Source organism: Tritonibacter scottomollicae, assembly GCF_032924845.1.
Taxonomy (GTDB): Bacteria; Pseudomonadota; Alphaproteobacteria; order Rhodobacterales; family Rhodobacteraceae; genus Epibacterium; species Epibacterium scottomollicae.
Genome location: NZ_CP136704.1, coordinates 3,075,470 through 3,090,498, shown reverse-complemented (window position 1 = coordinate 3,090,498; position 15,029 = coordinate 3,075,470). Strand labels below are relative to the sequence as shown.

15 protein-coding genes are annotated in these 15,029 nt (G+C 61.9%); 8 read left to right on the top strand and 7 right to left on the bottom strand.

The genetic code is table 11. The features are described 5' to 3' along the window. Window positions 1-53 precede the first annotated feature (53 nt). The 4 genes from holA to R1T40_RS15360 form a co-directional block, all read right to left on the bottom strand. Window positions 54-1,082 carry a DNA polymerase III subunit delta gene (gene holA / locus R1T40_RS15375; protein WP_106162618.1) on the bottom strand — a complete coding sequence of 343 codons (1,029 nt, stop codon included), beginning with the start codon at window positions 1,080-1,082 and terminating at the stop codon, window positions 54-56. After that, the gene (gene lptE / locus R1T40_RS15370) at window positions 1,079-1,612 is read right to left on the bottom strand and encodes an LPS assembly lipoprotein LptE (RefSeq protein ID WP_317384746.1); all 534 of its coding nucleotides are present in this window, start codon (window positions 1,610-1,612) and stop codon (window positions 1,079-1,081) included. Before lptE ends, holA begins: the two co-directional genes overlap by 4 nt. After that, window positions 1,599-4,172, bottom strand: coding sequence for a leucine--tRNA ligase (leuS, locus tag R1T40_RS15365; RefSeq protein ID WP_317384745.1), 2,574 nt, complete (start codon window positions 4,170-4,172; stop codon window positions 1,599-1,601). The genes lptE and leuS overlap by 14 nt, the downstream gene beginning before the upstream one ends. An 87-nt stretch (window positions 4,173-4,259) precedes the next feature. Continuing rightward, on the bottom strand, window positions 4,260-4,748 hold the full coding sequence (locus R1T40_RS15360; RefSeq protein WP_317384744.1) for a DUF3576 domain-containing protein: 489 nt from the start codon (window positions 4,746-4,748) through the stop codon (window positions 4,260-4,262). A gap of 282 nt (window positions 4,749-5,030) precedes the next feature. On the opposite strand from R1T40_RS15360, the gene R1T40_RS15355 reads away from it, so the two are divergent. Then, window positions 5,031-6,008 carry a porin gene (locus R1T40_RS15355; RefSeq protein WP_317384743.1) on the top strand — a complete coding sequence of 326 codons (978 nt, stop codon included), beginning with the start codon at window positions 5,031-5,033 and terminating at the stop codon, window positions 6,006-6,008. 115 nt (window positions 6,009-6,123) lie between these two features. After that, a complete protein-coding gene (locus R1T40_RS15350; protein ID WP_317384742.1) occupies window positions 6,124-6,780 on the top strand; it encodes a YggS family pyridoxal phosphate-dependent enzyme in 657 nt (218 codons plus the stop codon). Here R1T40_RS15350 and R1T40_RS15345 read toward each other — a convergent pair. Next, the gene (locus tag R1T40_RS15345) at window positions 6,772-7,272 is read right to left on the bottom strand and encodes a L,D-transpeptidase family protein (RefSeq protein ID WP_317384741.1); all 501 of its coding nucleotides are present in this window, start codon (window positions 7,270-7,272) and stop codon (window positions 6,772-6,774) included. The two genes, R1T40_RS15350 and R1T40_RS15345, sit on opposite strands and share 9 nt — an antisense overlap. Next, on the bottom strand, window positions 7,269-8,357 hold the full coding sequence (ribA, locus tag R1T40_RS15340) for a GTP cyclohydrolase II (RefSeq protein WP_317384740.1): 1,089 nt from the start codon (window positions 8,355-8,357) through the stop codon (window positions 7,269-7,271). The genes R1T40_RS15345 and ribA overlap by 4 nt, the downstream gene beginning before the upstream one ends. A gap of 169 nt (window positions 8,358-8,526) precedes the next feature. On the opposite strand from ribA, the gene R1T40_RS15335 reads away from it, so the two are divergent. From R1T40_RS15335 to R1T40_RS15315, 5 genes are all read left to right on the top strand, one after another. Continuing rightward, window positions 8,527-9,213 carry a response regulator transcription factor gene (locus tag R1T40_RS15335; RefSeq protein ID WP_106162626.1) on the top strand — a complete coding sequence of 229 codons (687 nt, stop codon included), beginning with the start codon at window positions 8,527-8,529 and terminating at the stop codon, window positions 9,211-9,213. Window positions 9,214-9,467: 254 nt separating this feature from the next. Next, window positions 9,468-10,256: an exodeoxyribonuclease III gene (locus R1T40_RS15330; protein ID WP_317384739.1), complete on the top strand. Its 789-nt coding sequence runs from the start codon at window positions 9,468-9,470 to the stop codon at window positions 10,254-10,256. A 207-nt stretch (window positions 10,257-10,463) separates the two neighbouring features. Next, a complete protein-coding gene (locus R1T40_RS15325) occupies window positions 10,464-11,399 on the top strand; it encodes a tetratricopeptide repeat protein (RefSeq protein WP_106162628.1) in 936 nt (311 codons plus the stop codon). 27 nt (window positions 11,400-11,426) lie between these two features. Then, the gene (locus R1T40_RS15320) at window positions 11,427-12,080 is read left to right on the top strand and encodes an LON peptidase substrate-binding domain-containing protein (protein WP_106162629.1); all 654 of its coding nucleotides are present in this window, start codon (window positions 11,427-11,429) and stop codon (window positions 12,078-12,080) included. Further along, complete coding sequence (locus R1T40_RS15315; RefSeq protein WP_106162630.1) at window positions 12,077-12,262, top strand: Trm112 family protein; 186 nt, start codon at window positions 12,077-12,079, stop codon at window positions 12,260-12,262. Before R1T40_RS15320 ends, R1T40_RS15315 begins: the two co-directional genes overlap by 4 nt. 19 nt (window positions 12,263-12,281) lie before the next feature. Here the strand turns inward: R1T40_RS15315 and R1T40_RS15310 are convergent, their stop codons facing one another. After that, window positions 12,282-13,508 (bottom strand): UbiH/UbiF/VisC/COQ6 family ubiquinone biosynthesis hydroxylase, encoded by a 1,227-nt coding sequence (locus tag R1T40_RS15310; protein ID WP_317384738.1) that lies wholly within the window; start codon window positions 13,506-13,508, stop codon window positions 12,282-12,284. A 181-nt stretch (window positions 13,509-13,689) separates the two neighbouring features. Between R1T40_RS15310 and R1T40_RS15305 the strand changes: the two genes are divergently transcribed. Further along, entirely contained in the window at window positions 13,690-15,021 is a 1,332-nt protein-coding gene (locus tag R1T40_RS15305; RefSeq protein WP_317384737.1) for an amidase, read from the top strand. The last annotated feature ends 8 nt before the right edge of the window (window positions 15,022-15,029 follow it).

The window sequence follows — 15,029 nt, the reverse complement described above, 5'->3', positions numbered from 1 at the left end:
GCTGCACGCGCGAAAGAGGTCAAGCGGCCCGTCACGTCGTCGCGGGATGGTGATCAGCGCGCCCGGGCCAGCATCGCCAGCCGGATCAGGGCGCGTTCAGTCAGCGCTTGCGCCGGAGCGCTCTGCCCGGCAGACCGCAGCTGTAGGTCGGTATCGGTCAGCAAAGTCAGCGCGTTTTGCAATTTCTGCGCACCCCAGCCCTGGGCTTGCCGCAACATCCGGTCGCGCCGCTTGCCATAGAGCGGCGGACGCAGGCCACCGATGCCTTGCGCTGGGCCGCCGGGATGAGAGGCGATGGTGTAAAGCGTGCGAAAATGCCGGGTCGCCCCGATGCAAAGGCTGACCGCGTTGGTGCCCTGCGCCTGCAGACGCCGCAGCACAGGGCCGATCTCGGTGCTGCGCCCTTCGGCCACCACGTTGAGCAGATCGTCCAGTGCGGCCTCGGTGGACTGAGGCGCCACCGCGTCGATATCCTCCAGCGTCAGCGGGCTGCTGTCGCCGTGTTTGTAGAGGCTGAGCTTTTCAATCATGCGGGAGAAATCGCCGGGACCGATCTCATTGGCAATGTCGGTCAGCGCCGACATGCTGTCGCCGGGCACATCGCGTACCCCCGCCTCGCCCAGAATACGCTCGATCTCCGCGCGGGAGGGCGGGTCGTCGTAGATGCCGGTGGCGTAGGCGTTGCTGTGGGTTTCAAAGGCCTTGCGCAGCTTTGATGAGGCTTTCAGCTGGCCCGCGGTGACCACGATTTGCGCATCACCCGCCTGCCATTCCTGCAACGCGGCGGTGATCGCCGGGGTGGCAGTGTCATTGGCATCCTCGACAAACACCGCGCGGATGCCGGGAAAAAACCCCACGGCCTTCACCGCGTCCAGAAGTCGGGCCGGATCCTTGCGCAACTCGCCCGCCGCCATACGGGTCAGGCGCATCTCCTCCTCGGCTGCGGGGCCAAGGAGTGCCGCCAGCATCTGCTGACGTTTGAGCGAGACGCGCATCGCATCCGCCCCGTAGATCAACATCCCGGTCTTGCCGGGGTCGGGGCGGGCAAAATAGCCCTCGGCCTCGCGCGGGCTGAGTTTCATGTGCCGGTCGTCGTGCCCAAACCGGGCACCGCATAAAGCCGGGTCACGATCTGATCGGCGAGAATCACCATCAGGCGCTCGTGCGCGTCGGTCTCAGAAGCCAGGGTCTGTACCGTGGTGCCGCTGGCGGAATAGCCGGAGAAGTTCTCCACCTCGCCGCTGGCAACGATCTGTCCGTCCGACAGGCGCACGAGACTGTAGCCCGCGGTGCCGGTCAGCGAATACCGGGTGATGTCGCCATCGGCGGTGATCGCCTGACCGACTTCGCTCGTGTTCAGCGTCAGGTCCATTCGGTAGGCTGGCGCTCCCGCACGGCCCAGACGTGTCTCCAGCTGGCGGACGAAGTAGTAGGCATCAGTGTCGCTCGGCGCGCCGATGGTTTCGGGCGCCTGAAATGCGATCTGGTTGCGCAGGGCTGTGCCCGCTCCGTTCGGCCCATAGACCGGTTCAAATCCGCAGGCAGAGAGGCCGGCGCCAAGGGGCAGCGCCAGCATCAGGCCTAGGAATCTGCGTCGGTCAGGCAACGACATTGACGATCCGCCCCGGTACAACGATCACCTTCTTGGGCGCCGCACCTTCCAGCACCCGTTGTACAGCTTCATGCGCCAGCGCCAGTTTTTCAACCTCCGCCTTGTCGAGATCCTTGGCAACGGTCAGCTCGCCGCGCCGTTTGCCGTTCACCTGGATGGGCAGGGTGACGCTGTCCTCGACCAGCATGGAGTCGTCCGCGACCGGCCATGGGGCGTTGGCAACCAGCCCTTCGCCACCCTGATGCGCCCAGATATCCTCGGACAAATGCGGTGTCATCGGCGACATCAGCTGCGCCAAAGTCTTGATAGCTTGCTTTTGCACCGCGGCACTGGCCTTGGATTTGGACAGGGTGTTGGTGAAGCCATAAAGCTTGGCGATGGCGGCGTTGAAGCCAAAGCTCTCGACACCCAGCGTCACATCACGGATCGCCTTATGCATCTCGCGCAAGAGATCCTCGTCGCCTTCGCCTTTCGCATTCGGGTCCATCTCGCCAATGCGATCACAAAGGTTCCAGACCCGGTTCAGGTGCTTATAGGCGGCTTCAGCGCCAGATGCCGTCCATTCCACATCCCGCTCGGGTGGCGAATCGGACAGAACGAACCAACGCGCGGTATCGGCCCCGTAGGTCGAGATGATTGCCAGCGGGTCGACCACGTTGTTCTTGGACTTGGACATCTTGGCCGAGGGAATAACCTTGATCCGCTCGCCCGTCTTCTTGACGAAGACGCCTCCATCCCGCTCTTCAACCTCATTCGGGTAGTGGTAGATTGAGCGGCCGTTCTCGTCTTTGCGCTCGGCATTCTCGTAAATCGCGTGGGTCACCATGCCTTGCGTAAAGAGCGCATCAAACGGCTCTTTGGCGCTCTCGGGCAGATGGCCACAGATCTCCATCGCGCGGGCAAAGAACCGCGAATAAAGCAGGTGGAGAATCGCATGCTCAATGCCGCCGATGTATTGATCGACGTTCATCCAGTAGCTCGCAGCCTCCAGATCCGTCGGCGTCTCGGCGCGGGGTGCTGTGAAACGGGCGAAATACCAACTGGAGTCCACGAAGGTGTCCATCGTGTCGGTCTCGCGCTGGGCGGGCTTGCCACAGGACGGGCAGGCGCAATCGCGCCAGCTCGGGTGACGGTCCAGCGGGTTACCGGGGACCGAGAAATCAATCGCCTTGCCGTCCTCGTCGTAAGGAAGGGCGATGGGCAGGTTCTCTTTCTTTTCCGGCACCACGCCGCAGTCAGGGCAGTGGACGACGGGAATCGGGCAGCCCCAGTAGCGCTGACGCGAAAGACCCCAGTCGCGCAGGCGGAATTTGGTGACGCCTTCGCCCCAGCCTTCAGCCTCGGCTTTGTCGACGGCGGTGTTGACGCCGTCCTCGCCGGTTTGTTCCTCGGTACCTGCAAAGCCGCGCACATAGCGGACCTTCTCGGCTTTGGTCGGCACATAGGCCTCGGTCAGCTCATCTGCGCCTTCGACCGGCTCCACCACAGGAATGATCGGCAGGTCGTATTTGGTGGCGAACTCAAAGTCGCGCTGGTCATGCGCCGGGCAGGCAAAGATCGCGCCGGTGCCGTAATCCATCAGGATGAAGTTGGCGATCCAGACCGGCAGTTCCCAGTTCGGGTCGAGCGGGTGACGCACGCGCAGGCCGGTGTCGTAGCCCAGCTTCGGCGCGGTCTCGATGGCTTCTTCCGTGGTGCCGCCCTTGCGGCATTCCGCAACAAAATCGGCGACCTCTTGCGATTCGGCCTCGAGCTGCTTGGCAATCGGGTGATCGGGAGAGATGCCAACAAAGCTTGCGCCCATCAGCGTGTCGGGGCGAGTCGTATAGACCTCGATTGCCTCTTCACCATCGGTGCGCTCAAAGCTGAACTGCAACCCGCGGGACTTGCCGATCCAGTTTTCCTGCATCAGGCGCACCTTGGCGGGCCAGTTTTCCAGCCCATCGAGCGCGGTCAGCAGCTCATCCGAATAGTCGGAGATCTTGAAGAACCACTGCGTCAGTTCACGCCGTTCCACCAGCGCACCGGAGCGCCAGCCACGTCCGGCCTCGACCTGCTCATTCGCCAGAACGGTCATGTCCACGGGATCCCAATTGACCACGGCGTTCTTGCGGTAGACCAAACCTTTTTCAAGGAAATCGAGGAACAAAGCCTGTTGCTGGCCGTAGTACTCGGGGTCGCAGGTGGCGAACATGCGCGACCAGTCGAGCGAGAGGCCCAGCGGCTTCATCTGTTCGACCATCGTGTCGATGTTGGAATAGGTCCAGTCCTTGGGGTGCCCGCCCGAGGCCATCGCGGCGTTTTCCGCAGGCATGCCAAAGGCGTCAAACCCCATCGGGTGCAGCACGTTATGGCCGGTAGACAGCTTGTAGCGCGCGATCACGTCGCCCATCGTGTAGTTGCGCACATGGCCCATGTGCAGCTTGCCCGACGGGTAGGGGAACATCTCAAGCACATAGTACTTGGGTTTGCCGTGATCTTCTTTCGCTTGGAAAATGGCAGCCTCTTCCCAGGCTTTTTGCCATTTGGCTTCGATGTCCGAGGCTTCGTAACGCGACATGTGAGCGGTCCTTTGACTAAAAACGCCGGGCTTTAGACCCGGCGCTTCTGATACGTGTAATTTCTATTGGGTTCCAGTGCGCAGGCGTCAGATCTTCTTGTCAGCTATGCGTAGCTGACGGGCACGGGTGAGAATCGCATCCTCGACGGCGCGTGCAGTTGCCGAACTCACGGCGCCACCACGGCTTTGCAGCGCAACATTGAGCGACCGTGCCTCAAGCGCGGGATCTTTGATGTGAACGGTTGCCCGGTAAGAGCGCCCGCCACCCGGCGGTGTGCCGTACCCGGTCACGATCACGCCGGTGAACGGGTCGACCGACTGAACAGGCAGAAATTCGAGCACATCAAGGCTTGCGGCCCACAGATAGCGGTTCACCTGAACGCGTTGTTCGCTTTTGCGGGGGCCAAAGGCTTCCCAGATCGTGGTCTTGTCATCGTTTGCTTCACGGCCTTCGCCTGCGAGCACGATCGTGTCGCGGTCATCGACCTCAGTGCTGGTGTCCAGCGATCTAAAGGCCCCGCAGGCGGTCACAAAGGTCAGTGAAGATAGAAGAACGAAAGTCTTTATACCACGCATATTGGCCGGGCCTGTTCCAGAATTTGCAGTTGAACTACTCCTAGACAAGGCGGGATGCGCCAACAAGCCTATTCTTTAATAGACTCGCGCCTGCTGCGGTTTGCGGAGCTATCCGGTGAAATCGACTGTGACCTTGATGCATCATTTGGTTGATGAATGGTTTTCAGCTTTCAGCGCACGCTTGCTTCGAGACCCCAAAACGAGCGAGAGGATGTGCGTACTTGAGGAGCGAAGTGGCAGACGCCGATTGCTTCTTTCGAAATTCAAACCCGAGGGTAAACCATGAAAAAGATTCTCTTCGCTTCGACCGCTCTGGTCGCGACCGCAGGTGTCGCAGCAGCAGAACTCACCATCGGCGGCTCCGCACGCTTTGGTCTGGCATACAACGAAGCTGAAACCAACGAGACCCGCATCGAACAGCGTATGCGCGTCAACATCACCGGTATCGCGGAAACCGACGCTGGCGTGAAACTGGAAGCTCGCTTCCGTCTCGAAGCCAACGAAGATGACCACGAGAACTCCATCTCCGGCAAAGGCCCGGGCGCAGCCGGTTTCGCAGTGTCCTTCGGCGGTCTGCGTGTTGACGTTGGTAACGTATCCAACGTTCTGGATTCCGGTGACCAGGTTGACTACTACGGTTACGGCATCGGCTTCACTTCCTTCCTGGAAGCGAACTCCAACTTCAACGGCCCGGCAACCGGTTTCGGTGCAGGTTCCGCTGACGCAACCACCATCAAAGCACGTTACACCGTTGGTGACTTCTCCGCATCGCTCTCCTACAAAGAGACCCGTGCGCAGGCTCGTACCGCGACCACTCTCTGGAGCGCGGCGACCGGTGGTACTTCCACTGTCGTTTACAACGATGACGCAGTTGCGGCAGACGAAGAGTACCAACTGGGTCTCGGCTACACCCTGGCCAACGGCATGTCCCTCGGCGCGGTTTACTCCGACTCCGACATTGCTGGCGATTACTGGGTAATCGGCCTGAACGGCACCGCCGGCGCAATCGGCTACACCGTAATGGTTGGTGACGGCGACAACCAGCAGGACACCTCCATCTCCGCTTCGATGAACTACGAAGTGTCCTCCGCGACCTCCATCCGCGCGCTGGTTGCTGACGGTGGTATGACTGGCGCAGACACCGCATACGGTATCGGCTTCCGTCACGGTCTCGGCGGCGGTGTGACCCTCGCAGGTGGTGTTGGTTCCGACTCCTCCAGCAACACCAAAGCAGACCTCGGTGTGTCCTTCTCCTTCTAATTGGAGAACGGAACCACTCGGTTCTTGGGGCGGGCTCTTCGGAGCTCGCCCTTTTCTTTTGTGCGTAAACAGTGTTTTGTCCGGCCAAACAGCCCCCTAGCTAAATGAGGCCGAGATGTCGCTGAGTGAGATCAAATCCCGTATTGCCGCCGCAGAAGCTGCCGCCAATCGCACAGCCGGCTCGGTAGAGCTGATCGCCGTGTCCAAGGTACAGCCGAACGAACGCGTCGAGGCCGTTCTTGAAGAGGGGCACCGGGTTTTTGGTGAGAACCGCGTTCAGGAAGCAGCGGGTAAATGGCCCGAGTTTCGCGAGCGGTTTCAGGGCGTCGACCTGCATCTGATCGGCCCATTGCAGACCAACAAGGCGCGGCAGGCAATGGAGCTGGTGAATGCCATTCATTCCGTGGATCGCCCAAAGCTTGCCACAACGCTTGCGCGTCTTGCGCAGGAGTTAGGGCAGTGTCCGGATCTGTTCATACAGGTCAACACTGGCGAAGAAGAGCAGAAGGCCGGTATTCTACCTGCTGATGCAGATGGGTTCATTCAGGACTGCCGTGATCTCGACCTGCCGGTCAAAGGCCTGATGTGCATTCCGCCGGTCGACGAAGAGGCAAGCCTGCACTTCGCGCTCCTCGCCAAAATCGCGGATCGCAATGGCTTGGCCGGTCTGTCGATGGGGATGAGCGGCGACTTTGAAGGCGCAATCGCACTGGGTGCCACCCATGTTCGTGTCGGCTCGGCGATATTTGGTGACCGCACCTATTCAGCGTGAGCGGACAATAACCCGTGCTTCGGGCTGCAGTCGCTCTGCGATCCAGCGCAGGGTTTCGCGAGAGAACGCAATGCACCCTTCGGTGGGGTAGCCCGGCCTGCGCCATTGATGCAGGAAGATCGCAGAGCCGCGCGACTTTTGTGAATAGGGCCAATTCCAATCGGTTAGCAGAATAAGATCATAAAGCGGGTCGGCGCGCCGAAGCCGCTCATGGCTATGTGGATACGGCGCGCGCACCATGTGGTTGTAGTCGATCGCCTCGATGTCGTCAGACCAGAGGTCTCCGGGGAGGATTGGCATGGCCCAGTCCTGCGGTGGGCAGATGCGGTCCGGGCGATAGAGCATGCCCACAATGCGGTGTTCGCCGACCGGGGTGGCGCCGTCCCCTTCTGTTTTCCTGTCTGAAATGCCGCCTCTGCCGATCGAGCAGGCAAATGTACGGCCCATAAAGCGGAGGCCGGTGGGGGTTAGGACAAGGTCTGCAGGGGTCATAACATATGCCCTGACTTCGCGGCCTTGGTCGCCAGATAGTGACGGTTGAATTCGTTCTCGCCCACTTTTAACGGGACGCGTTCTTCGACCGAGATCCCGGTTTTCTCCATCATGGCGATCTTGCCGGGGTTGTTGGTCATCAACCGTACTGCGGAGAAACCCAGCTCTCGCAATATCGACGCGCCGAGGCGGAAATCCCGTTCGTCATCCTCGAACCCCAAACGATGGTTCGCCTCTACCGTATCAAAGCCCTGATCCTGCAATGAATAGGCGCGCATCTTGTTGGCCAGCCCGATACCGCGCCCTTCCTGGTTGAGATAAAGCAGGACGCCAGCGCCATCTTGGCCCATCTGGCCAAGCGCCCCGCGCAGCTGTGGCCCGCAATCGCATTTGAGTGACCCGAGGACGTCGCCGGTGAAACAGGCGGAGTGCAGCCGCGCCAACACCGGTTTGTCACGATCCGGTCGGCCAATCTCGATGGCGTAATGCTCCTCGCCGCCGTCTTCGGGGCGAAAGATGTGCAATCGGCCAGCTTCGGCGGCTTCCACTGGCAACCGGGCAGCCGCCACTGGATGGAGCGGGGAGCTTTGGTTCAGTAGCGGTTCGGCGGTAGAGCGGGGCAGGAGGGTCAGGTCGTGCTTTAGCGCAAAGGATCCGGCGTCCTGAAGGTCAACATAGGCGGCAGACGGCAACAGGCGCGCCGATTTCACAAGCGCCAGAGCCAGCCGGGGCAGAGAGGCCTCTCCGCTCCGCAGGCTGGTGAGCGGCCCTTTCATGGGGACTGCGAGATCGTCGGCGGGATCCGCAAGGGATTGAAGCCAGCTTAGATCCGCGTCGATGGGAACTTCCACCCGTGCCAGATCATCATCATAGACGCGGGCCTTCAGGGTCGTTGCACGGCGTGCTGTAAGGGCCAGGGCAACCGGGCCGAGCCCGCGCAGATCCGCAAGGCGCTCCGGGGTCAGGCTTTCTATGGCGATCGCGAGGATGGCAGTGTCGCCGGTGGTCAGGATGACTGGCAATCCCATCCTCAGATCGACTCGCGCACGTGCGATCCGCTCCAGCATTGTTGGCAATAGGCTCATCAGGTCACGATCCCGGCTGTAACATCAGGAATTTTTTCCTACGCCCAATTGCTGCAAAAGTGAAATATTTCCGCGCCACCGGACACGTCGACGTGAACCTCATGTCGCGAAGCTTGTTCTTTTGTGAGCACGGGCACATCTGTGATGGCAAGAGATCAGGAGAGACCGGATGGCCCAGTTGAAGAAAATTCTGCTCGTGGATGACGATGAGGATCTGCGAGAGGCTCTTAGTGAGCAGCTTGTGATGACCGAAGATTTCGACGTCTTCGAGGCTGGCGACGGGCAGGGCGCCATGGAACGTGCCAAAGAGGCGATCTATGATCTGATCATCCTGGACGTTGGATTGCCGGATACGGACGGGCGTGAGCTGTGCCGACTGATGCGCAAGCAGGGGGTGAAATCGCCGATCCTGATGCTGACCGGGCACGACAGCGATGCCGATACCATTCTCGGGTTGGACGCTGGCGCGAATGATTACGTCATCAAACCATTCAAATTCCCGGTTCTTCTGGCACGTATCCGCGCGCAGTTGCGTCAGCACGAGCAGTCTGAGGACGCAGTGTTTGTGCTTGGCCCCTATACCTTCAAGCCGGCGATGAAAATTCTGGTGACCGAAGATGAGCGCAAGATCCGCCTGACGGAGAAAGAGACGAATATCTTGAAATTCCTCTACCGCTCAAACGATGGCGTGGTGCCCCGCGACATTTTGCTGCACGAGGTTTGGGGTTACAACGCCGGGGTTACAACGCATACGTTGGAGACGCATATTTATCGCCTGCGCCAGAAGATTGAGCCGGATCCGTCGAATGCGAGACTTCTTGTGACGGAATCAGGCGGTTACCGGCTGGTCGCCTGAGTAACAATTAAAGGTGGAACAACTTTCGCACACACACGTTGAACGGTTGCTCTGCTGAAGAGATCCCGTGCATGTCCGGGTTATGATATGCACCCTCCCTGTTGGACTGGACCGGGCTTCGTGCCCGGTCTTTTTTTGTTCCGCGAGCGGCGGTACTTGAAAGTGTTTGTGCAGAATGACCGGTCAAGGGCTGGCATCAAGGCGGCTGCGGAGGCAATATCCGTGCGAACACTTGCCAGAGATTGAGAGCCCGCATGTCCTTTACCCTCGCCACTTGGAACATCAACTCCGTGCGCCTGCGCGAACCCATCGTGCTGAAGCTTCTCGAAGAGGAGGGGCCGGATGTGTTGTGCCTGCAGGAGTGCAAGAGCCCGGTGGACAAGATCCCGATGGAGGCGTTCCGGGCGCTGGGTTACACTCATATGGTTGCGCGCGGACAGAAGGGCTACAATGGAGTGGCGATCTTGTCCCGGCTTCCCATCGAGGACGCGGGCGACAAGGACTTCGCCGGCCTCGGCCATGCCCGCCATGTGGCGGGACGGCTGGAAAACGGCGTCACCATCCACAATTTCTACGTGCCTGCGGGCGGTGATGAGCCGAATCGCGAAAAGAACGTGAAGTTCGGTCAAAAACTCGACTACCTCACCGAGATGCGGGACTGGTTCCACGCCGAGCGGCCCGAGAAATCGGTGCTTGTGGGCGATCTCAATATCGCCCCGCGCGAGGATGACGTCTGGGATCACAAGAAGCTGCTGAAGGTGGTGAGCCATACGCCGATCGAGGTGGAGCACCTGGCGCAGGTGATGGAGGCCGGTGGCTGGGCCGATGTCACCCGCAACGACATTCCCGAGGGGCAGCTTTACAGCTGGTGGAGCTACCGTGCCAAGGATTGGGATGCCGCCGACAAGGGGCGTCGGCTCGACCATGTCTGGACCACGTCGGATATCACCAATGCCGCACACTCGAGCCGGGTCCTGCGCGCGGCGCGGGGTTGGGAAAAGCCCAGCGATCACGCGCCGGTCTTTGCCACCTTCGATCTCTGATCCCGCCTAAGTTTGGTGCAAGCAGGGCGGGGGCGCTCCCGCCAAAAGACGCGCGCCCGAGGGGGCGCGCATTTTTGTTGGGCCGGGCGCCGCGCCTGGCGGCGCGGCGGGGGCACGCCGCAAAGACTCTCGCGAAACTCATCCCTTGGTTTTCCGGCGTTGAAATCGCATATAGGGCTCAAGCAAGACTCAAAGGAGTGCGGAACAATGATGGACATTCTGGGCGGAGCCGATGCCGCAGCGTCTGCAGGCGATCTTATCAAGGATGTGACCGAAGAAACCTTCATGGCGGAGGTGGTTGATGGCTCCATGGAGGTGCCGGTCGTGGTGGACTTCTGGGCGCCCTGGTGTGGCCCCTGCAAGACGCTGGGCCCGATGCTGGAGGCAGCCGTTACCAAGGCCAAGGGCGCGGTCAAGATGGCGAAGATCAACGTAGATGAAAACCAGCGTCTGGCTGCCGCGCTGGCGCAACAGGGCCTGCCGCTGCAGTCGATCCCGAGTGTCGTTGCCTTTTATCAGGGGCGTCCGGTGGACATGTTCCAAGGTGCGTTGCCGCAATCCGAAATCGACGCCTTCCTGCAGAAACTGGCCGAAACCGCTGGCAGCACCGCCGATGGCGGACTGGGCGAAGCGCTGGAAACCGCCGAGCAGATGCTCGAAGAAGGCGCGGCCTCTGACGCGGCGCAGGTCTTTGCGGCGATCCTCGGTGAGGACGACAAGAGTGCTCCGGCCTACAGTGGACTGGCGCGCTGTCACGTGGCGATGGGCGAGTTGGACCAGGCCGAGGCGGTTCTGAACGGTGCCCCGGCCGAGATTTCAACGGCTCCCGAAATCGAGGCCGCACATGCGCAGATCGAGCTTGCCCGTCAGGCCGAAAACGCCGGTCCGGTCGCCGAGTTGCGCGCGGCTGTCGAGGCGGATCCGGACAATCTGCAGGCCCGGTTCGATCTGGCGCAGGCGCTGCATGCCGCAGGCGAAGCCGAGGCCGCCGTGGAGGAGTTGTTGGAGCTGTTCCGCCGTGATCGCGAGTGGAACGACGGCGCGGCCAAGGCGCAGCTTTTCACCATCTTCGAGGCGCTGAAGCCCAATGATCCGGTGGTTCTGAACGGCCGCCGCAAGCTCAGCTCTATTATATTTGCCTGATGCTGTTGCGGCACTAGGTTGCACAACATGATTAAACCCGCTGATCTGCCGGACACTATCCCTGTCTTCCCTTTGCCCGGGGCGCTGCTGTTGCCGCGGGCGAAACTACCGCTGCACATTTTTGAACCGCGCTACCTGCAGATGCTGGAGGATGCTCTCAAAACGCCTGAGCGGGTGATTGGAATGATCCAGCCCAATGGCAAGCGCAATGGTGAAGGCTCCGGCCTGCAAACCATCGGCTGTGCAGGCCGGGTAACGCAATTCTCGGAAACAGAAGATGGGCGCTATTTCATCACGCTTTGCGGACTGTCTCGGTTTCGCGTGAAAACGGAGGTCGAGGGCTTCACCCCCTATCGCCGTTGCGCGGTGGATTGGGCAGGGTTCGATGCCGATCTAGGGCAAACGGAATGCGACGAGGTCTTTGACCGCGCTGCATTGATGGGCCTTCTCGGGCGCTACCTTGACGCGCGCGGCCTGTCGACCGATTGGGGCAGTCTGGACGAGGCGGGGGACGAGTTGCTGATCAACTCGCTTTCGATGCTGCTGGATTTCGAACCGGAGGACAAACAGGCCCTACTGGAGGCGCCGAGCTTGTCGACCCGGCGCGAAACACTGGTCACCTTGATGGAGTTTGCCCTGCGGGGCGGCTCCGGTGGCTCTTTGGAGGAAAAACTGCAATGACAGATACGGCCCCCGCCTTTGATCGGCGCATGCTTGAAGCTTTGGTTTGCCCGACGAGCCAGACGCTGCTGGAATATGATGCCGAAAAGCAGGAGCTGATCTCCCGCGCCGCCAATCTGGCCTTCCCGATCCGCAACGGTATCCCGGTGATGCTAACGGATGAGGCGCGCCCGCTGGAGTGAGCGTGCCGCGAGCGCGCGGTCAGAGCGGGCGCCCGCGCAACAGTTTCGGCAGATCCCCGGACAGTCCCGCCGCCTCGCGCACAAATCCACGGCGCAGTCCGGGCAAGGCATTTGTCAGTCCAAGGCCAAGGTCGCGGGTGGCACGCAGAATCGGATTGTCGTTTGAAAACAGCTTGTTGAAGACATCCGTCGCCAGCGCCAGCGAGGTGGTGTCAAACCGTCGCCACTGCTGATAGCGCGCCAAGACCAGGGGGCTTGCAATATCCTCGCCCCGTCGCGCGGCGTCTGTCAGCACTTCGGCCAGGCTGGCAATGTCGCGCAGACCTGCATTCAGGCCTTGACCGGCGATCGGATGCAGCCCATGCGCCGCATCTCCCACCAGCGCCAGCCGCTCAGCGTAGTACGCATTGGCGAGGCTCAGCTTCAGCGGATAGCTGAAACGTTTGCCTTCCAGCGCGATCTCTCCGAGAAACGACCCAAATCGCGGGCGCAGCACGGTCAGGTAATCCGCATCCCCCAGCGCCTGGATGCGCGCCGCCTCGGCATGGGTCTCGCTCCAGACGATGGAGCTGCGATTGCCCGGCAGCGGCAGGATCGCCAGTGGGCCCGGCGGCATGAAGAACTGATGTGCAATCCCGTCATGCGGCAAATCATGTGAGATGGCGCAGACCAGCGCGGTCTGGCCGTAGTCCCAGCCGGTGCGCTTGATACCCGCGCGTTCACCGGTGCCGCTCTGGCGCCCATCGGCGCCCACCAGCAGCGTTCCGGACAGCTTCGTGCCATCCTCAAGCGTCACGGTGACCGCATCGGTACTGACAGACTGCGCCACCACGCGCTGGCCGGAGATCTGGGTGATCCGGGGTTCCACCGCCATCGCCTCCAGCAGGGCGCGACGCAGATAGCGGTCTTCGACCATGTAGCCCATCGGGCCCTCGTCCAGATCGCTGTCTTCGAAGTGCAGGAACAGCGGCGACGGGCCGCGCCCGGCGGTGCCGTCGCTGACCTTGATCTCATTCATCGGCTGGGCGCGATCCGCGATGCGGGACCAGACGCCGATCTGCTGCAGCAGCCGGGTTGAGGCCAGCGCCAGCGCGTAGGATCGCCCGTCAAAGCCCGCCTCTTCGCGCAGCGGCGCGGGCAGGGCGTCGATCAACGTTACGGAATGGCCAGCCTGGGCCAGTGCCAGAGCCAACGAGGGGCCGTTGAGGCCACCGCCCACGATCAGGATTTCACGCATATCAGTCATGCCCCGCAATATGCGCCCTGCCGGGCAATTGTCCATGCCAATGTCCAGAGGCACGCTGCCGCAGTCCCGTCGAGGGGCTGCGATCCGGGTCAGTCGGGATTGTGCGCCCCATGCGCGGTCGCTACGGTGGCCGCAAACGCAAATCTGCCCCCGGCACGGGGATCACGAAAAGGCAAAACTGATGCAGGACTGGCTGACCATGAGCGCCGCGCAACTGGGCCGCGGTATCGACGCGGGAGAGATCGACCCGCTGGCGTTGACCGAGACCTATCTGGCAGCGATTGATGCCCATCCCGCGACGGCGCGTATCTACACGCAAGTCACCCGAGACCGCGCCCTGGCGGAGGCCAAGGCCGCACAGGATCGCGCGAAATCCGGCCTGCGCCGCTCGCCGCTCGACGGGGTGCCGCTGAGCTGGAAGGACCTGTTCGACAGTGCCGACGTGGGCACCGAATCCGGCTCCGATCTGCTGAAAGGCCGGGTGCCGGACCGCGATGCGCTTGTGCTGGAGACCGCAACCGCCATGGGGGCGGTCTGCCTCGGCAAAACCCATATGAGCGAGCTGGCTTTCTCCGGTCTCGGGCTGAACCCGATCAAGGAAACACCGCCCTGCGTGAATGATCCCGACGCGGTGCCCGGCGGGTCATCGTCCGGTGCGGCCGCCTCGGTGGCCTTTGGTCTGGCGGCCGGGGCGATCGGTTCGGACACCGGGGGATCTGTGCGCATCCCCTCGGCCTGGAACGATCTGGTCGGGCTCAAGACCACCTCCGGGCGCGTCAGCCTTGAGGGCGTGGTGCCGCTATGTCTGAAGTTTGACACCATCGGCCCGCTGGCCCGCACGGTCGAGGATGCGGCGCTGATGCTGGCGCTTGTTGAAGGCTCCGCCGCCGCGCCGGATCTGGAAGGCGCAAGCGTCGAGGGCAAGCGGTTTGCCGACCTGCGCACGGTGGCACAGGATGATCTTGCACCCGAGGTGGCCGCGGCCCATGCCGCCGCGCTGGACAAGCTGCGCGAGGCCGGAGCGGACATCGTGCCGCTGGAGGTGCCGGAACTGCCCGAGGCGATGGTCCTGTCGCCGATCCTGTTCACCACCGAGGCCTATGGCCTGTGGAAGGACGTGATCGAGGCCGCACCTCATCTGATGTTCCCGGAAATTCTGGCCCGGTTCCGCTCCGGCGCGGAGTTCGCGGGCGCGGATTACGTCGCTGCATGGGCCAAGCTGGAACAGGTGCGCATGATCTGGGATCAGGCGGTCGCCGGCTTTGACGCGGTGCTGGCGCCGACAGCCCCGATTCTGCCGCCAAACCTCGCCCGGCTCCAAAGTGATCACGATTACTACGTCACCTCGAATCTCATGGCGCTCCGGAACACGCGGATCGGCAATCTGATGGGGATCTGCGCGCTGTCGCTGCCCACCGGCACGCCCAGCTGCGGGCTGCAGGTGATTGGTCAGCCCAACTGCGAAGAGGCGCTTTTGCGCGTGGGCGCTGGCGTTGAGGCGGCTTTGGCCTGAAAGACACA